Source organism: Sphingomonas sp. CFBP 13728 (assembly GCF_014841895.1).
In the GTDB taxonomy this organism is placed as follows: domain Bacteria; phylum Pseudomonadota; class Alphaproteobacteria; order Sphingomonadales; family Sphingomonadaceae; genus Sphingomonas.
On sequence record NZ_JACYUS010000003.1, the window covers coordinates 196,440 to 213,904 of the forward strand.

Annotated in this window: 16 protein-coding genes; 7 read left to right on the forward strand and 9 right to left on the reverse strand. The window is 65.2% G+C overall.

The features are described 5' to 3' along the window. Positions 1–20: 20 nt before the first annotated feature. The 3 genes from IFT67_RS13835 to IFT67_RS13845 form a co-directional block, all read right to left on the reverse strand. A complete protein-coding gene (locus tag IFT67_RS13835; protein ID WP_192238820.1) occupies positions 21–1,496 on the reverse strand; it encodes an MFS transporter in 1,476 nt (491 codons plus the stop codon). Then, positions 1,493–1,984, reverse strand: coding sequence for a CocE/NonD family hydrolase C-terminal non-catalytic domain-containing protein (locus IFT67_RS13840; protein ID WP_342450622.1), 492 nt, complete (start codon positions 1,982–1,984; stop codon positions 1,493–1,495). The genes IFT67_RS13835 and IFT67_RS13840 overlap by 4 nt, the downstream gene beginning before the upstream one ends. Before the next feature lie 449 nt (positions 1,985–2,433). Further along, positions 2,434–3,303 carry an SDR family oxidoreductase gene (locus IFT67_RS13845; protein ID WP_192238821.1) on the reverse strand — a complete coding sequence of 290 codons (870 nt, stop codon included), beginning with the start codon at positions 3,301–3,303 and terminating at the stop codon, positions 2,434–2,436. Between the two features lie 100 nt (positions 3,304–3,403). Between IFT67_RS13845 and IFT67_RS13850 the strand changes: the two genes are divergently transcribed. After that, positions 3,404–4,297, forward strand: a complete 894-nt coding sequence (locus tag IFT67_RS13850; RefSeq protein WP_192238822.1) for a LysR family transcriptional regulator — start codon at positions 3,404–3,406, stop codon at positions 4,295–4,297. Between the two features lie 91 nt (positions 4,298–4,388). Here the strand turns inward: IFT67_RS13850 and IFT67_RS13855 are convergent, their stop codons facing one another. The 3 genes from IFT67_RS13855 to IFT67_RS13865 form a co-directional block, all read right to left on the reverse strand. Beyond that, positions 4,389–5,807 (reverse strand): hypothetical protein, encoded by a 1,419-nt coding sequence (locus tag IFT67_RS13855; protein WP_192239177.1) that lies wholly within the window; start codon positions 5,805–5,807, stop codon positions 4,389–4,391. Then, entirely contained in the window at positions 5,804–6,421 is a 618-nt protein-coding gene (locus tag IFT67_RS13860) for a hypothetical protein (RefSeq protein ID WP_192238823.1), read from the reverse strand. The genes IFT67_RS13855 and IFT67_RS13860 overlap by 4 nt, the downstream gene beginning before the upstream one ends. Positions 6,422–6,672: 251 nt before the next feature. Continuing rightward, entirely contained in the window at positions 6,673–7,560 is an 888-nt protein-coding gene (locus IFT67_RS13865) for a LysR family transcriptional regulator (RefSeq protein WP_192238824.1), read from the reverse strand. A gap of 95 nt (positions 7,561–7,655) precedes the next feature. Here IFT67_RS13865 and IFT67_RS13870 point away from each other — a divergent pair, with 95 nt between their 5' ends. Together IFT67_RS13870 and IFT67_RS13875 are read left to right on the forward strand one after the other, a co-directional pair. Further along, the gene (locus IFT67_RS13870; protein ID WP_192238825.1) at positions 7,656–8,759 is read left to right on the forward strand and encodes an aldo/keto reductase; all 1,104 of its coding nucleotides are present in this window, start codon (positions 7,656–7,658) and stop codon (positions 8,757–8,759) included. A gap of 128 nt (positions 8,760–8,887) precedes the next feature. After that, a complete protein-coding gene (locus IFT67_RS13875; RefSeq protein ID WP_192238826.1) occupies positions 8,888–9,832 on the forward strand; it encodes an NAD(P)/FAD-dependent oxidoreductase in 945 nt (314 codons plus the stop codon). A gap of 140 nt (positions 9,833–9,972) precedes the next feature. Here IFT67_RS13875 and IFT67_RS13880 read toward each other — a convergent pair whose 3' ends face one another. Further along, the gene (locus tag IFT67_RS13880; protein ID WP_192238827.1) at positions 9,973–10,989 is read right to left on the reverse strand and encodes a GlxA family transcriptional regulator; all 1,017 of its coding nucleotides are present in this window, start codon (positions 10,987–10,989) and stop codon (positions 9,973–9,975) included. A 265-nt stretch (positions 10,990–11,254) separates the two neighbouring features. Here IFT67_RS13880 and IFT67_RS13885 point away from each other — a divergent pair, with 265 nt between their 5' ends. Both IFT67_RS13885 and IFT67_RS13890 read left to right on the forward strand, forming a co-directional pair. Then, the gene (locus IFT67_RS13885) at positions 11,255–12,082 is read left to right on the forward strand and encodes an alpha/beta fold hydrolase (protein ID WP_197983076.1); all 828 of its coding nucleotides are present in this window, start codon (positions 11,255–11,257) and stop codon (positions 12,080–12,082) included. Between the two features lie 112 nt (positions 12,083–12,194). Next, the gene (locus IFT67_RS13890) at positions 12,195–12,878 is read left to right on the forward strand and encodes an HD domain-containing protein (RefSeq protein WP_197983077.1); all 684 of its coding nucleotides are present in this window, start codon (positions 12,195–12,197) and stop codon (positions 12,876–12,878) included. Between the two features lie 229 nt (positions 12,879–13,107). Here IFT67_RS13890 and IFT67_RS13895 read toward each other — a convergent pair whose 3' ends face one another. Both IFT67_RS13895 and IFT67_RS13900 read right to left on the reverse strand, forming a co-directional pair. After that, a complete protein-coding gene (locus IFT67_RS13895; RefSeq protein ID WP_342450623.1) occupies positions 13,108–13,869 on the reverse strand; it encodes an energy transducer TonB in 762 nt (253 codons plus the stop codon). 9 nt (positions 13,870–13,878) lie between these two features. Continuing rightward, a complete protein-coding gene (locus IFT67_RS13900) occupies positions 13,879–15,963 on the reverse strand; it encodes a TonB-dependent receptor, heme/hemoglobin family (RefSeq protein ID WP_192238828.1) in 2,085 nt (694 codons plus the stop codon). A gap of 135 nt (positions 15,964–16,098) precedes the next feature. On the opposite strand from IFT67_RS13900, the gene IFT67_RS13905 reads away from it, so the two are divergent. Together IFT67_RS13905 and IFT67_RS13910 are read left to right on the forward strand one after the other, a co-directional pair. Continuing rightward, positions 16,099–16,893, forward strand: coding sequence for a DUF4198 domain-containing protein (locus IFT67_RS13905; RefSeq protein WP_192238829.1), 795 nt, complete (start codon positions 16,099–16,101; stop codon positions 16,891–16,893). 20 nt (positions 16,894–16,913) lie between these two features. Then, positions 16,914–17,399, forward strand: a complete 486-nt coding sequence (locus IFT67_RS13910; protein ID WP_192238830.1) for an EF-hand domain-containing protein — start codon at positions 16,914–16,916, stop codon at positions 17,397–17,399. The last annotated feature ends 66 nt before the right edge of the window (positions 17,400–17,465 follow it).

The window sequence follows — 17,465 nt, forward strand, 5'->3', positions numbered from 1 at the left end:
CGTGCACGCTCGGCGAACGATCATGCGATCGATTCCAGAGCCCGGTTGCGGGTGCGGGGGCCGAATGCGCCGATCACGACGATGACGACCGCGTAGGCGGCGCAGATGAATGCGAACACACCCGTCACGCCGCCCTGACGGAGCAGGAACGCGATCGCGAACGCGTTGAGCATCGCCGTGACGCGACTGAACGAATAGACGAAACCGACGGCCTTCGCCCGGATCCGGGTGGGAAATATCTCCGCCTGATAGGCGTGATACGCAAACGAGATGATGTTGCCCGCGACCGTCAACACGATGCCGATCAGCACCAGCAAGAGCGGCGCGGTAGCGACCGCGAACAGCCCGCCCGCCAGCACGATCGTGACCGCGCCCGATACGATGATCCACTTGCGCTCGAACCGATCGCCGATCACCAGCCCGAGCATCGGCCCGATCGGCGCAGCCAGCGCGATGATCGTGGTGTATGCCATGCTCTTCGTCACGGTAATGCCGTGTTCGATCAGCAACGTCGGGACCCAGTTCGTGAACCCGAAATAGCCGATCGTCTGGGCGATGTTGAACACCACCATCATGATCGTCCGACTGCGATACGGCGGCCGGAACAGCTCGGCGAAACGCCCCGCGCCGGCCACCGGCTCGATCATGGCGGGTATGGGAAGCGCCATGCCCTGCCCTTGCTCGCTGCCACGTTCGAGCCGCTCGACGATCGCGCGGGCTTCGCTCAAGCGTCCCCGCTGGACGAGCCAGCGCGGGCTTTCGGGCAGACGCAGGCGGATATACCATGCCGCGAGTGCGCTGCTTGCGCCGATCAGCACCACCCAGCGCCAGCCGTCGAGGCCCAGCGGGGCTATCGGTACCAATAGCCACGACAGGCCGGCGACGATCGGGACCGCGCAGAAACCGATCGTCTGGCACAAGGCGTTCGCGCGACCGCGCAACGATCTCGGTACGAACTCGCAGATATAGGTATCGATCGTGACCATCTCGATCCCCAGTCCGATGCCGGCGGCGAACCGGTGCAGGCTGATCGCGGTCGCGCTGTGTTGAAACGCCATCGATACGGAGGCGGCGGTGTATCCGAGCAGGGCCCAAGTGAAGATCGCACGTCGCCCGAACCTGTCGTTCAAGGCGCCGGCAACCAAGGTGCCGACCGTCAACCCCGCGAAGAGTGCGGCGATGAACGCTGCGATGCCGGTCATGCCGAAGGCACCGGCGGTGGTCGTGGTGAACAGACCGCTGCGCACCAGTCCCGGCGCGATATAGGCGGACAGCAGCATGTCGTAGAGTTCGAAGAAGAACGCGAGGCTCAGCAAGCCGACGATGGTCCAGACGCCGCGCGTCGCCGGGAGGCGATCGAGCCGCGCGATGATGGCGGCGCCATCGTTCGGGTCTGGCGTGTCCGCCGCGATCGGTGGACTATATGCGCCGTCGACCGAACGCCCCCGTGGACGTGTAGGAGGAAAATCCCGACCGGGCACGACCACGCGCTTCATTTGACCACCGGCAGGCTGATATGGCTTCGATCCGGGCCGGCAACAGCAATCCCCTGCATCGCCTTCACGTAATACTCCGGCTCGGCGAAGACGATGTTCGGGACGAAGGTGTGCGGATTGCGATCGTGGAGCGGGAACCTGCTCGATTGCACCTGTACCATGATCTTGTGCCCCGGCAGGAAGACATGGTTGATCGTCGGCGGCGCGAAACCATACTTCAGCGGCACGTTCCAGCGCCACCATTTCGCCGTATCGGCGTCCCATCCGATCGCACCCACTGCGCTGCCGTCGAATATCCCCTGCCCGTCATACCAGGGAGCCATTGTCCGATAGACCATGTCGTTGCCGTCATCCTTCGCCTCGAGCGCCCGATAGACCGCGGGCGCGCCGCAGCTATCCTCCTGCTCCCCCAGGCCGTCGACGATCATCGTGCGAACCTTGAGCGGCGGATCGGCGAGCGTCCGGTCCATTGCAGCACCGACCAGCACGACTCATAGAGCGGATGTGTGACAAGCTTGCGATAAAAGCCGGATGCACGATCGACGCCTACGGCACGGCGCGACGACAAAACGGCGAGACGACACAATAGCGAGGCGGAAACGCATCATTGTCGGCCTTTCACGATCAAGGACCCGCGGTGCATTACCGACACTGATTTCCAGGTACAATATCTCATTACATGAAAACCGGGCCATGTTGGGCGCGTGCTTCGCACGGACCAGGAACGGTCGGTTACCCGCTCGCCAGGGGCTGGGACTTGCCCAACCATTCGACGAGGATGTCGATCAACGCCGGCTCGATCATCGGACATGCCTCGCGGGAACTCCGTGCAAAATTAGCACGCAACGATCCTCGCTCGGCATAAACCCTTTGTGACGCAACGCGACCTGCCGATGCTGACGTGCATCGACAGGTGGCTGATCGGCGGTGCAGTGGATCAGACCGAAGCGGCGATCTCGGTCGCGAAATCGCGATACGAGCGCAGCGGGCGGCCCAGCATCGCGGTCAGGCGATCGACGTCGCCGGCTTCGGGCACCATGCCGTCGGTCAGGAAGCGCTCGCACATCAGGCGCATATCAAGGGCCATCCAGGCCGGGGCATAGCTCCGCATGTTCTGCTCGAACGCGGCGGTATCGTTGCCGGCATAGTGGATCGTCCGGCTCAGCGCTTCGGACCAGATGCCGGCGACATCGGTGCCGGTCAGCGTATCGGGGCCGACGACGTTGATCCGATCGAGCGGCAGCGGCGCGGCGGACTGCTCGCGGCGGACGAGTTCGATCGCGGCGATCTCGCCGAGGTCGCGCGCGTCGATCATCGCCAGGCCCTTGTCGCCGATCGGCATCGGGTACACGCCGTGACCGAGCACCACGTCCTTGATCGCGCGATCATTGTCGATGAAATAGGCCGGGCGCAGGATGGTCGCGTTGAAGCCCATCTGCGCCAGCATCCGCTCGACACCGAACTTGCCGGCGAAGTGCGGCACGTTCACGTAGATATCGCTGTGGATCACCGAGAGATAGACGATCCGCTCGATCCCGGCATCGCGCGCCAGATTGAGCGCGAGCAGCGCCTGGGTGAATTCGTCGGGAACCACGGCGTTCAGCAGGAACAGCGTGGAGACGCCGGAAAAGGCGGCGCGCATCGCATCGACGTCGAGCAGGTCGCCCTTGACGACGGCAACGCCCGCCGGGAGATCGGCCTTGGACGGATCGCGGACGAGCGCACGGACGTCGGCGCCGCGCGCGAGAAGCTGATCGACGACGTTGCGGCCGACGGTGCCGGTTGCACCGGTAACGAGAATGGTCATGGGAAACGCTCCTGAGTGGCTTGGGACACCTCCTATTTAGTGATCCACATTCGCGCCGATAGCTGCCAATACTAGACACCCCGTCTCACTGGTGGATCATATGGACCTTCTCGCCCTTGCCGATTTCAACCTGGTCGCCCGCCATGGCGGCGTCGGCAAGGCCGCACGGGCGACCGGCCGGCCCAAGGCGACACTGTCGCGGCGTGTCACCGAGCTCGAGGCCGCGCTAGGCCTGCGCCTGTTCGAACGCGGCGCCCGGACGCTGAAGCTTACACAAGAGGGCAAGACCCTCCACGCCCGCTCCGCCGCGCTGCTGACGGAGCTTGAGGAAACGACCGCGGCGATCGCATCGGGCGGCGGCGAGCCGCGTGGAAAGCTGCGGATCAGCGCGCCGCTGCTGTTCTCGCAGATCGCGATGGGCAAGCTGGCAGCAGGATTCTCGCTCCAATATCCCGACATGGTCCTGGAGGTCACGAGCGAAGACCGCTCCGTCGACATGGTCGAGGAGGGCTATGACCTGGCGATCCGCGTCAACCCGCATCCCGACGAAAGCCTCGTCGGGCGCGCCTTCCTGCACGACCGGCTTGTCGTCGTAGCAGGGACTGGCGTGGCAAGACCGCAGGACGGCGACGTGGCGCCTGCGGTCGGGCACGGATTGGACAAGGGACGCTCGTCGTGGATCGTGAAGTCGGAGGCTGGCCCGAAGACGATCGCGTTCGCCCCGGTGCTCAACCTGTCGTCGCTCGTGATGGTCCGCGATGCAGTCCTCATGGGTGCCGGCGCCGCGCGCCTGCCGGTATCGCTGGTCAGCCGCGATCTGGCGGCGGGCAGACTGGTGCATTGGGGCGACGTGGACGCGCCGGACACGGCGTTGTGGGCGCTCTACCCTTCACGGCGTCTGCTGAACGCTCGCGTTTCAGCGTTTCTCGATCATCTGAAGCGAGCCTTCCCCAAAGGGACGCCAGACGAGCTTGCCGCGTTCATCGAGCTATGAAACGGCTGTTCCAGTCGGAAACCCCAGCCCTCTAATAGATGGCGCCCCCCTCCCCCCGTGCACCCGCCCCAACTACACGCTCTCGCCGTAGCTATGGCTGCCGCTCGTATCTCCCGTTGTCGAAGGTATCCGGAACCAGCGCGCGACCGACGATGCGCAGACGCAGCGTATCGAATGGTCGCGCCATCAACTGTCGCATGTCCATGCCGACGCGGATGATCCCGCTGCGCGCGGGTGCAAAGCTGACCGCGACGGAGCCCGCCTTTGTCTTGGCGTGGATCATCGCACCGACTGCGTTTGCAGACACCTCGCCGGGAACGAGGGCCAAGCCATTCCTATCGGTGACCAGCCGTTGCTCGGTACCATCGGCGAAATGCAGCGCCACGGTGATGCCGCGAGCCGGCGTATCGGACTCCGGGTCGAGGATCTGGATACCAAGCCCGGGGGGCGAGCCGGGCGTGTTTCCGGCGGGCTCGTCAGGCGGCATCGTGCACACCGCCGGCAGTGTGGGATCGGCGAGCGCGGGCTCCGGCAAACCAGCGGCGTGCGCCGCGTCCAGCGCCGCCTGCCGGGCATTCAGCCAATCGTGCACAGCCTGTCGCACGCGGTCCGCACCCGGCCGATCGGTACCCGCGCCCGTGGCCGCGGGCTTCGCCATCAAGCTCGCCGCAAGCGTTTCGACGGTCGACCTCGCAGCGATCGCCGTGCGCAAAGCCGTGGCGGCGCGCTCCCGGCGAACGCGCAAAGCCGGGACGCCGGCCTCCCCGGATGTCGCCATGACTTCCGGTGCGGGAAAGATGGGGCAGCGCACGCGGATGGCGGCCTCGATCGCGCTGCGCTTGCGTGTGCGGCGTTCCTGCTCGGCTTCGTCCGTCCACGGCCCGGTCGAGAGATAGGAAAACAGCGGCTTTCGCACGATCGGCGCGGCCGTGACGAGCACGACCTCGTCATGCTCGACGTACCACGCGCCCTGCGCATCCTGATCCAGCGCACCGTAGCTCAACGACCAGACGAACAGCCCGTCAGGTCGCAGCAGAAGCTCAGATCCGGTTTCCATCACGCCCATGAGATAATAATGCCCGACCAGCGAGCCCTGCGTCGCCATGCTTCCCTCGATCCGTCGATTGGCGGGTGCATCCTTTAGCTTGGGCGCCCCGGGCTGACTTGGCGCGTCCAGCGCGTCGAGAAGATGGCAACTCTTGCCGGGCGTGAGGTCGGCAAAGCCGGTCACCGTTAGAACATTGCGGCTGCCCTCTTCGCTGAAGCGGGCGATGACGTCCGCATAGGCTGGCGTACCGTCCTTACGATAGCGCGCCACCGCCGTCGCGCCCGCCGCGTCGCGGAGCAGATAGCGCGAGCTGGCTAGATCGCAACGCGTGAGGATGACCTCATCCTTCTCGATCGACAGCGTCCCTGTAAAGCTGTCCAGCCCGGTGTCCTCCGCGACCGTGACCGACGGCGCGACGACCATCAGCAACGCGGCGGCGATGCGATGCACGCGCAGGCTCAAAGCGGCGCCCCGTCCTTGTCGAGCATCTCGAACCGGTAGGTGCAGCCGTAGAAGGTCTTGCCGGGATGCGTCGTCGCGTTGGAGACGGTTCGCGCGACGACAAAATGGCTGCCGTAGCTTTCTCCCTGTCCCGCGTGCTCGGTGACGTCCTTCAGAATGCGCTCGCCTATGAACTTGCGGAACGGGACCGAGGCCTTCGCCTGCGCGGGGGGCATCCTGCCGGTTTCGCCGAGCGCGTCGATCATCGGTTCGGCGGACATGGCGTTTTCGACCTGCTCGGAGCGCGCAAGCGTCGTCGGGTCTGGAAGATCGAGGATGGCGACGACCGCGTTGCTCGTGAAGGCGATCCGGCGTGTGCTGTACGCGCCGACGACGGTGATCGCGTGTGGCAGTTCATATTCCGCCATGAACGCATTGCGCGAGGCGACCCGCTTCCAGCGGCGTTTTTGCGCGACGTTCTCTTCGCCGTCGATCGCCATGGCGAACTGCGTGTAGCTGGGCACGTCGAGGCGGCAGTCTATCGCGTCGACTTCCGAAGTCTCCGCAGGCCCGATATTCGGAGTATCGCCGAGCTGAAGCAGTGACGCCAGCGCCAGGGCGTATAAAATGACCATCCGCGCATCATAAACTCGCAGAAAGCTTTTGCCAGCAGCAGCCGCGCGCGAGATCTTGGAACGCGCAAGACAAGGGTTCGAACTGCGCTACCATCGTGATCAAGCCCCCTGCCGGTCCTGTCACCCCCCCCCCCCCGAGATCGTAGCCGTCGGATCGCACATTACTACGCGAAACCTCGGCGAATGTGGCAAGTCCGCTGTACCTAGCACTGGGCTAAGCCGTCCCCACGCCGGCGAACGCTCCCGTACGATCAGACGCGCATCGCCGCCACGAAGGCCTGGAAAGCGACGGTGGGTTGGCGGCGGCTGGGATAATAGAGGTGGTTCGGGGCCAGTATGGGGGCCCAGCCGGCGAGCACTTCGACCAGCGTACCGCCAGCCAGTTGCAGCGCGGCGTGCGGCAGCGGCAGGCAAGTCACGCCAAGCCCTACAATCGCGGCGTCGCGCATCACGTCGATATCGTTGGTGATGAAGTCGCCGCGGACCGACCGTTCCACCGTCCGGCCATCGCGCTCGAATTCCCATCGGTGAACGACGCCGGACGACGTGTACCGGTAACACAGGCACCGATGCGCGACGAGATCGTCGGGATCGAGCGGTGCGGGATGATCGGCGAGGTAGGCCGGGGCGGCGACGAAGACGAGCGGCACCGGCGCGCTGATGCGGACCGATATCATGTCAGCCTGCAGCGTCTGCGCGTGCCGGACCCCGCAGTCGAAACGGTCCGCGACGATGTCGACGAACCCGTCGTCGACCACCAGTTCGACGGCGATGTCGGGATAGGCGCGCGCAAAGTCGGCCAGCCGCGGCAGGATGGCGTAGATCGCCGCGACCCGGTGCGCGCTGACCCGGATCCGCCCCGCCGGCCGCTCGCGGGCATTGTCGAGATCGGCCAGCGCGTCCGCGACCGAGGCGATCGCCGGCCTCAACCGCGCCAGCAGTTCCTCGCCTGCGGGCGTCGGCGCCAGCGACCGGGTGGTACGGTCGAGCAGCCTGACGCCCAGTTTCGTCTCCAGCGACCGCATCGCATGGCTGAGCGCAGAGGCGGACAATCCAAGCCGCGTCGCCGCTCGTGCGAAGCTGCCAGCCTCGACGATCGTTTCGAACACCGCGAGACCTGACCAGAGATCACGATCCATTCCTGAACATCCTTCAGCAACCCATGCGCCGCAGATGATCTAATCCTCGGGCGGTCCGGCGTCCATCTGGAGGCGACACAACGCAGGACGCCACCATGACCCTCGACACCTATCGCCCGCTCGGCTGCTCCGGCCTTCTCGTCAGCCCGCTGGCACTGGGCACGATGACCTTCGGTACGCCGCGATGGGGACTGGACGAGAGCGGCAGCCGCGCGGTGTTCGATCGCTACACCGATCTGGGCGGCAATTTCATCGACACCGCCGACGTCTATGCGGGCGGGCGATCGGAAGAGATGGTGGGCAGTTTCGTCGCCGCGCGATCGTCGCGGGACCGGCTGGTGATCGCGACGAAATCGGGGTTTGCGACCGGCCGCGGCTATCACGCGGGCGGCAATGGCGCGCGCCACATCCTGGCGTCCGTCGAAGGATCGCTCCGCCGCCTCCGGACGGACTTCATCGACCTGTACTGGGTGCATGTCTGGGACGGCATCACGCCGCCCGAGGAACTGCTACGGACGATGACCGCGCTCGTCGCAGCGGGCAAGATCCGCTATTGGGGCATATCCAATACCCCGGCATGGTACGTCGCCGAACTCGCGACGCTGGCGCGGGTACAGGGCGATCCGGCGCCGATCGGCCTGCAATATTTCTATTCGCTCGTCGAACGCGGGGTCGAAGCCGAGCACCTGCCGCTCGCGCGATCGGCGGGCATGGGGCTCGTGCCATGGAGCCCCCTCGCCTATGGCCTGCTCACCGGCAAATACGACCGCGCGACCGTCGAGGCAGGTCCGAAGCGCGCGGGTGGCGTCCCCAACCAGGCCGGGCAGGACGACGCCGCGCGGCCCGTCGACGACAAGCGGCTCGATGGCGACAATCCGTTCGGCGACACGCTGTTCACCGAGCGCAACTGGCAGATCCTCGACGAACTGAAGCGCGTTGCCGCGGAAATCGACGAGACGCCGGCGCGCGTCGCGCTCTCCTGGGTGGTCGGGCAGCCCGGCGTCGCATCGACGCTGATGGGCGTGAGCCGGGCGGAGCAGGTAACCGACAATGTCGCCGCGCTCAGCCTCGACCTGCCACCCGAGCACCGTGCTGCGCTCGATGCGGTGAGCGGTGGCAACCTGCCGTTTCTCTACGGCCTGTTCGCCCCTGCCGTGCGCAACCAGGTCGTCTTCGGCGGCGGAGACGTTCGAAGCTGACGCGTCATCCTGGAGCCGCCCGCCCGAGACGAAATCTACGCGTGGTCGGCTCCAATCGACAAACTCCGCGTTTGAAGCTGTCCGGTCGGCAGCACGTTCGTTTGCTGCACGCCGGCACGGGGGTAGTCATGCGGATCGGAATCATCGGGGCGGGAATGGCGGGCCTGTCCTGCGCGCAGGCGCTTCGCCATCAGGGTCACGATGTCATCGTGTTCGACAAGGGCCGCGGGCCGGGTGGCCGCATGTCGACCCGCCGCATCGACACCCCGCTGGGTGAAGCCGCGTTCGATCACGGCGCGCAATATCTGACGGCACGCGACCCCGCGTTCGTCGCGCAGGTCGACCACTGGGCGAAAGACGGCCACGTCGCACGCTGGTCGCCCGCCGGCGCCGATGCGTGGGTGGGGACGCCGGCGATGAACGCGCCGATCCGCGCGATGGCGAGCGACGGCGACGTCCGCTGGAACACGGCCATCGACGCCCCGACTTATGACGGCGAATGGCGGATGGGCAACGAACGGTTCGACGCGGCGATCGTCGCGGTGCCCGCCGAACAGGTCGCACCCTTGGTTGCCGCCCACGATGTCGCGCTGGCTGATGCAGCCCGTTCCGCAGTCTCCGATCCGTGCTGGACCGTCATGGCAGCAGTCGACGGCCCCGTACCGATCGATCGCGATCGGCTCACGGATCTCGGCATCATCGGATCCGCCGTCCGCAACTCGGCCAAACCAGCGCGGACCGGACCGGAGGCCTGGGTCCTTCAGGCCAGTGCGGATTGGTCGCGCGCGCATCTCGAAGACGCTCCGGACACGGTCCGACGCGCGCTTCTCGCAGCGTTCGCGGAGCATATCGGCGCCGGGTCGCCTGCCGTCATCGCGACCAGCGTCCACCGCTGGCGGTATGCGAAGGTCGGCGCGTTGAACCACGGCGCGCTCTGGAACGCGGATATCCGGCTCGGCGCCTGCGGCGACTGGCTCCTCGGACCGCGGATCGAGGCCGCCTGGCTGTCGGGGCAGCATCTAGCGGAACTCGCAAGTCGTACATTATCGGCGGATGCCGAAGAACCTCGCTGATGCGGATATCCGTTGCGCCGCCGCCGCGATGCCGAGGAACAGGATACGACCATGCGTCAGCCCCCGAACGGGTCTACCCAATCCCGAGCGTCAAAACGGATGCGCGACGTGCCGGCACACCGTAACCGCCGCTTCGCGTATCAGTCCGTCGAAACCAGGTGATGCCCGAACCTCTTTCTGTAGTCGCTGGGACTGAGCCCGGTTATCTTGAAAAAGATCAGCCTGAACGAGGCAGGGTCGCCATAGCCGACATCCTGTCCAACCTGGCTTATCGACATTTTCGAAGTCTCGAGAAGCTCGCGCGCCTTTTCGATGCGTAGATGTTGGTGATATTCGCTGGGCCGCAATCCTGTCGCGCCACGAAAGCGACGCGCGAACGTCCGCATTTCCAGTCCCGACCAATTGGCCATTTCGGTAACGCTTGCCTTGGTCGGCCCGCACGCGTGAAGCTGATTTTGCGCCTTTAGGATCGCCGCATCGCCGTGATCCATCTGTGGCGAAAAGGTCTTGTAGAAGCGTTGCTCGCGTCCCGGCGGATCGATCATCATGAAGCGCGCGGTCTCCATCATCGCGACGGCGCCTAACAGTCGCCGAACCACGACGAGCCCGAGATCGGTCCAGGCCATGACGCCGCCCACCGTGATCAGATCGTCCTCCTCCGTCAGCAAGGCGTCGAAATCGACGTGAACGGCGGGAAACATCGTCGCCAGATCGGGGGCGCAAATCAGATGGGTCGTCGCCCGACGCCCATCGAGCAGTCCGGTTTGCGCAAGCAGGAACGTACCGCCGCAGATCGATCCCAGCACCGCGCCTTCGGCGTGGCGCGCGGTCAGCCAGTCCGACCATTTGCTGTCGTGCTCGATGCCCAGCGCTGCGGTTTCGCAGGGTGGAATGATGATGACATCCGGGCCGGGATGCCCCTCCATCGGTGTCGCATCGGGAACCGTGTCGAACGTCCGCACGATTCCTGAGCCGCCGGTATCGGAAAAATGGCTGAGCCGGATCACCGGCATGTCGCTCGCCAGACGTATCCGGCTCAAGTCGTCGGTAATGCGAAACAGGTCGGTCAGACCGTGCACGATCCCGAGCATCACCTTTTCACGCAGGACGATGGCGATCTCGATGGGTGGGGGAGCATGAGTGGGGGTCGCCACCATTTGTCGTTTATCCCTCGCATTTTGTCGGATCGGCCGATCACGGCATCACTAGATGCAAGTTAATACATCGTTGTAGGCAACAAGGCCGACACTATTCGGGGATCACACCATGCCAACGCCCAATAATTGCGAAATACAACCACTAATCAGTGGCTCACGGCGCGACATGATGTTGGGAACCGCGATCATATCCGCACTCGCGCTTAGTGGCGAAAGCTTGGCTGGATCCCCGAAAAACGTCCAACACGACTCAGGAGTCAAGACCATGAGCACGATAACCGTCAAGGATGGCACCGAAATCTTCTACAAGGAGTGGGGCGTCGGTCAGCCTATCGTGTTCCATCACGGCTGGCCGCTGAGTGGCGACGATTGGGATGCACAGATGATGTATTTCGCCGAGCGCGGCTACCGAGTCGTGGCGCATGATCGTCGCGGACACGGCCGGTCGAGCCCCGCCTCCAAGGGCAACGACATGGACACCTATGCCGCCGACGTCGCCGCGGTCACCGCGCATCTCGGACTTCGCAATGCCATCCATATCGGCCACTCGACCGGCGGCGGCGAAGCGATCCGCTATGTCGCGAAATACGGAAGCAACGGTCGCGTCGCCAAGGCGGTGCTGATCGGCGCGATCCCACCACGGTTGGGGCGTTCGCCGACCAATCCCAACGGCGTGCCGCCCGAAGCCATCGACGGCATCCGCGCCGGTGTCGCCGCCAATCGCGCGGACTTCTACAACGGCTTTGCGACCGGTCCGTTCTACGGCTTCAACCGCCCGGACGCCAAGGTAATGCCCGCGGTCTCGGCCAACTGGATGCGGCAGGCGATGGTCGGCGACATCAAGGCGCAATATGACTGCATCACCGCATTCGCGGACACCGATTTCACCGCCGACCTGCAATCGATCGACCAGCCCGTGCTGATCCTGCACGGCGAGGACGACCAGGTCTGTCCGATCGACACGACCGGCCGGGTCGCGGTCAAGCTGCTCAAGAACGGCTCGATCAAGACCTATCCGGGCTATCCGCACGGGATGGCGACGATCCACGGCGACGTGCTGAACCCCGATATCCTGGCATTCATCCGCAGCTGAACCGAACCCCGGACGAGTATGGCGGGCGGTGATCGTCCGCCCGCCATCTCCGCCCCTTTCCATCACCTTTCCATCAAGTCGCCGCGACACGCGAGCGCGCGGGAGATCCGCCATGTCCATCGCAGACGTCATCGCGCCCGGATCCGTCACCCTGTCCCACGGGCAGTTGCGCGACCGCTTCGCCGACCTTGCCGAAACGCCGGCGATCCTGAAAGCGTTCGAGTTCGCCCGCACGCGGATGTCGCCGGTGCTGTTCAACCATGTGACGCGCTCCTGGATATTCGCCGCCAAGATCGGCGCGCGCCGTGCCGAGCCGTTCGATGCCGAGATCGTCGCGGTGACGACGTTGCTGCACGACATGGGCTTCACGGCGCACGGCGAAGGACCGCACCGGTTCGAGGTCAACGGTGCCAACGTCGCGCGCGCGTTCGTTCAGGATCTCGGCTTCGACGATCGCCGCGCGCAGCTCGTGTGGGACGGTATCGCGCTGCACGTCACGCACTCGATCAGCCTGTTCAAGGAAACCGAGGTCGCGTTGTCCTCGCGCGGGATCGGCGTGGATTTTGGGGTCGGCGGCTATGCGATGCTCGACCCGGCCGAGATCGCCGCAGTCATCGACGCGGTCCCCCGGCTCGATTTCAAGCGCGAATTCGCAGGTTGCGCGATCGCTATGGCCACGCGCCAACCCGAGTCTACCTACGACACCTTCATCCGCGATTTCGGCGAGCGCTACGTCCCCGACTACCGCGCCCCTTCCTGGGTCGATGCCATCGCCGCCGGCCCGTTCGCGGAATGACTGCCTCCTGAAAACAGGATCTCGTCGATCAGCTACGAAGCACGGAATGATTGCCGATAGTGAACGGCATCCGGAGCAGTTTCGGACCGACCCATATTCCAGCGTAACAGGGAAAGCGTGACAGCGTGCTGGCGCGCCGGATCACCGCGATCTCGGTGCCGAAAACCGCGAGACGTACGCTGGAGAATGCTGGGCACGACCATGATCCACCAATTTGCGCATCGGTCGGTCAACCCGGCAGGACGAAGTCGACCGGCGCGGTGATTTCGAACCGCTCGCCGGGCAGGTCGTTCGGCGCAGGAGGATAGGGCGACGCGCGACGCAACATCGCCGCCGCCTCGTCGTCTAGCGCTGCCCGCCCGCAGGCGGCAAGCACCCTGCCCTCGATCAGCCGTCCTGTACGATCGATCACGAAGAACACGCGCACCACGCCCTCCTCGCGCCGCATGCGTGCGTGTTTGGGATAGGTTTTGTGCGCGAGCAGCCAGGATCGCACCTTGGCCGCATAGGAACGGCTGGTGCCCGGCGGCGCGTTCGCATCGAGCCCGTCGCGCGCGCCGCGACGGGCCGGCGCAGAGGCTGGAGCAGCGGCGGCATTTGCAGCCGAGCTCGCGGGGGCTGCCGCGCGATCGGCCGGCGAAGCCGCCGGCGCGGTCGAGGGCGCGGTCGACGGCACCGATACCGACGGCGGTGCTGCCGGTGCCGGGATCGCCGCGGGTGCCGATACCGGCGGCGGCGCGAGGACCGCAGGCGCCGGGACGCGTGGCGCAGGCGTCACCGCGCTTGCCGCGGCCGGCGGATCGGCTGCTTCGGCCTCGTCCGCGCCGTCTTCCGTCCCCTGCAGCACGGCAAGGTCCATCACGGTGAGCGTCGCCCGTTCCTTGCGTGGTGCGCGTTGCCCCACGCCGAGCGTCAGCAGCGCGGCGAGCAATGCTCCGTTGACGAGCAACGCCGCAAGCGCGGGCATACCGATACGGAACGACGCGGGCACCTCCGTCGCCTAGAAGGTATTGGCGACGGAGAATTTGAACGTCCGCCCTTCGGCCGGCAGCGACGACAAATGCCGCTGGAAATATTTGTCGAACACGTTGTCGATGCCGATGCGGAACTCGAAGTCTTTCGAGTCGCCGATGCGTGGCTTGAACGCGAGAAACAGGTTCTGCACCGCATAACCCGATGTCGCGAGCGCCACGCTAGAAACCTTGGTCTGCTTCTCCGCGAATTCCCCTGTCCAGCCGCCCGACAGACCCGAGACGGGATCGGCATAGCCGAGCGTCAGGCGATATTCGTTCGCCGGCACGGTGTTCAGATACACGTCGTTGAGCCGGTCCTTGCCGTCGATGATCGCCAGGTTGCCGCGCGCGAAGAAGCCGCCCGCACCATATTCGGCCTCGACCTCGACACCCTTGAAACGCGATCGTCCGACATTGACGAAATAGGCGGAATTGGCCGTCCCGCGCGTGATCAGGTTCTTGATATCGTTCTGGAACGCGGTCGTCTTGATGCGGAGCTTGTCGCGCTCGCCGAGCACGCCGTTGAACGACAAGGTGAAGCCGCCCTCGTAATTGTTCGATTCCTCGGGGCGCAGGTTGAGGCTGGTATTGGTCGCGGTTGCACTGGTGCGGCTGTAGAGTTCGTCGAGGACGGGCATGCGCACGGTATGCGCGACCGAGCCGAACAGCGAGAACCAGTCGGTCAGCGCATAGATCCCCGCGAGTTTCGGCGAGACGCCGCTATCCTTCACGCGTGCAGTGCCTGGGATCGGCACGAGCACCCCATTCGCCAGCGTCTGTCCGGGTTTCAGGTCGGTCCAGTCGACGCGCACGCCGGGGATGATCGTCAGCTTGTCGGACCACAAGACCTCGAGTTGGCCGAACACTCCATATTTGCTCATGTCGCCTTCGGGATGCGTCGGGCCACCGGGGGTGATGATCCCCGTCACCGAACTTTTGCGGGGATTGCGGCGCTTCTGCTCACTCCACTGGCCGCCGAGGAACAGGAACGCGTTCCAGTCGCCGCCGAGGTCGAAACTCGACCGGTTCTGCAGCTTGGCCTGCTTCGTCGCGTAGGAGAATTCGGAATAGTCGAGCGCGCCGAGGAAAGTCGTCTCGGTCTGATGGATGTTGGAATCCGCGTAGGACGCCTGCGCCTCGACATTGAACCAGGTGCTGCCGTTGAAGTCGTTTTCATAACCAACCACCGCGGTCTTGTCGTGGACGTCGCGGCGCACCGGTGCCGTGCCGAGTGCTTCGGCCTGGTCGTAGATCTGCGTGCTGTCGCTCACCCAATCCTGATACGACGCCCAGAATGCGTGCTTGCGATTGCCGCCGATCGCAACGCGTGCCTTGACCAGCCACGAGTCCGAGGTGGCGTTGGACGGGATGACGCGGTTGCCGTTCCCATCCTCGTAATGATCGGCGCGACGACGGTTGTAGGTACCGAGCAGTTCGACCGCCTCGACCGGCTGGAACGCGACGATCCCCGACAGCACGGTGGCTTCGGCGTTGGTTTCGGTGCCGGCCTTGAGGCGGACCGCGACCTTGTCACCGTTGCTTAGAAAATCCGACGCATCCTTGGTCGTGAAATTGACGACCCCGGCGAGTGCGCCAGCGCCGTACAGCGTCGACGATGCGGGCCCACGGAGCACCTCGACGCGCTTGTAGAGTTCGGGCTCGCTGAAGAACGCGCCCATCCGGTATTGCTCGAAGAATTTGGTCACGCCGTCGACCGTCATCAGGATGCGGCTGTCGGAATCGGCGAGCCCGGTACCAAGGCCGCGGATGTTGAAACCCTGGCCGAGAGCACTCACGCCACCCTGCACGCTGACGCCCGGAATGCCCTCGAGCATGTCGCCGATCGTGGTGGCCTGAAGCTGGTCGATATCGTCCTGGTCGAGCACCGTCACCGCCTGCGGAGTGTCGATCGCGACCTTCTCCGCTCCGGCCGAGATCACGAGGCGATCGAGCGACAGCTGCGTGGTTTCGTCCGCAGGCGTGCCCTCGGCCTGCGTGGTCTGCGCGGTGGCAGACAATGGCAGCGTGAGCAGGGTCGCGCTGGCGAGCAGCAGGCTGGTGAGACGACGCATGGTGATAACCCCCGATGGTGGCGGCCAGCGAATTCGCTGCCCCCGTAACGATGGCGGCTTCAATAGCGGCCGAAATTGATATTGCAACAGATTCTCATTAGCGATATTGCAACGTCAGAACAGAGGGGCGATCACATGAAAACCATCAGAAACCGCATCGCAGCGTTGGGCGCCGTCATGCTGCTTGGCAGCACGACCGGTGCGGGCGCGCACATGCCGCAGGTGCTGCCGAGCGCGTTCGATACGGGCCAGCGCGATCACGTCACGGTGCAGGCGACGTTCGGCGAAGATGCGTTCGTTCCCGAAATCGCCATGCGCGATGCGCCGTTCGCGCTCGTGCTTCCCGATGGCAGCGCAGGCCCGGTCGGCCCGATCACCTACCTGCGTGATCTGGCGATCTTCGAGGCCGATCTGAAGACGCCCGGTACCTATCGGATCACCAGCGGCCAGCGCCTCGGCCGGATGGGCAAGATGTTCCAGGTCGGCGGCAAATGGATGATGGGCGGCGAAGACGGCAAGCCTCCTGCTGGCGCCACGCCGGTCGCGGTGCAGAGCACGACGCTCGCCGACGCCTATGTCACGCGCGGCCAACCCAGCAACGCCGCGCTGCAACCGCGCAACCAAGGCCTCGAGATACAGCCGATCACGCATCCCAGCAGCATTGCCGCCGGGTCCGACGCGGCGTTCGTGCTGCTGTTCGACGGCAAGCCGCTCGGCGGCACCGACGTCACGCTGTTCCGCGCCGCGGGCAACCACGACGGCCGTAAGGTCGCGGCGCAACTGAAGTCCGACGCCGCGGGCAAGTTCACGCTGAAACCCGGCGACGCCGGCGATTATCTCATACTCGTCCGCCATCGGACGACCGCGCCGACGGGTGCCGAGACGCCATACCGCAGCTACACCTACACGCTCGCGTTCGACGCGGCGTGAGCCTTTCCACGGAGACCATGATGACCCTACGCCTTCTCGCCGTCGCCTGCGCCGTCACGCTTGCCGCCCCCGCCCTCGCCGCGTCCCACGACCCCAAGACGTTCCTGCAGGAGCACGATACCAACCATGATGGACAGGTGCCCCGCGCGGAATTCGACGCCGCACGCGACGCGCGGTTCAAGGCGACCGACGCGAACGGCGACGGCTGGGTCTCCGATGCCGAATATCTCTCCGAATATCAGGCGCGGCTCGAAGCCGATCTCGCGCATTCCGACATGACCGACGAGAAGAAGACCGAGGAACGCCAACGCCAGGTGCGCCAGACGCACGTCCGCTTCGGGGTACTCGACACGAACAAGAACCAGCGCATGGAAAAGGCGGAATACGACGTATCGGGCGCGCGCGCCTTTGCGATGAACGATGCCGACAAGAATGGCGTGATCACCGCGAGCGATACAGCCGCGACCGAAGCACGCCGCAAGGCGCGCAACGCCGAAGGAAGTTGAGCGCGAGCGCAATATCCTCAACAAGCATCGATAAGCGGGCGGGATAGCGTTTCGGTACGACGGAGC

Excerpts from the sequence above, each read along its gene's own strand:
- IFT67_RS13835 (WP_192238820.1), bottom strand. The coding sequence starts at position 1,496 with ATGAAGCGCGTGGTCGTGCCCGGTCGGGATTTTCCTCCTACACGTCCA.
- IFT67_RS13845 (WP_192238821.1), bottom strand. The coding sequence starts at position 3,303 with ATGACCATTCTCGTTACCGGTGCAACCGGCACCGTCGGCCGCAACGTC.
- IFT67_RS13850 (WP_192238822.1), top strand. The coding sequence starts at position 3,404 with ATGGACCTTCTCGCCCTTGCCGATTTCAACCTGGTCGCCCGCCATGGC.
- IFT67_RS13860 (WP_192238823.1), bottom strand. The coding sequence starts at position 6,421 with ATGGTCATTTTATACGCCCTGGCGCTGGCGTCACTGCTTCAGCTCGGC.
- IFT67_RS13865 (WP_192238824.1), bottom strand. The coding sequence starts at position 7,560 with ATGGATCGTGATCTCTGGTCAGGTCTCGCGGTGTTCGAAACGATCGTC.
- IFT67_RS13870 (WP_192238825.1), top strand. The coding sequence starts at position 7,656 with ATGACCCTCGACACCTATCGCCCGCTCGGCTGCTCCGGCCTTCTCGTC.
- IFT67_RS13875 (WP_192238826.1), top strand. The coding sequence starts at position 8,888 with ATGCGGATCGGAATCATCGGGGCGGGAATGGCGGGCCTGTCCTGCGCG.
- IFT67_RS13880 (WP_192238827.1), bottom strand. The coding sequence starts at position 10,989 with ATGGTGGCGACCCCCACTCATGCTCCCCCACCCATCGAGATCGCCATC.
- IFT67_RS13885 (WP_197983076.1), top strand. The coding sequence starts at position 11,255 with ATGAGCACGATAACCGTCAAGGATGGCACCGAAATCTTCTACAAGGAG.
- IFT67_RS13890 (WP_197983077.1), top strand. The coding sequence starts at position 12,195 with ATGTCCATCGCAGACGTCATCGCGCCCGGATCCGTCACCCTGTCCCAC.
- IFT67_RS13900 (WP_192238828.1), bottom strand. The coding sequence starts at position 15,963 with ATGCGTCGTCTCACCAGCCTGCTGCTCGCCAGCGCGACCCTGCTCACG.
- IFT67_RS13905 (WP_192238829.1), top strand. The coding sequence starts at position 16,099 with ATGAAAACCATCAGAAACCGCATCGCAGCGTTGGGCGCCGTCATGCTG.
- IFT67_RS13910 (WP_192238830.1), top strand. The coding sequence starts at position 16,914 with ATGACCCTACGCCTTCTCGCCGTCGCCTGCGCCGTCACGCTTGCCGCC.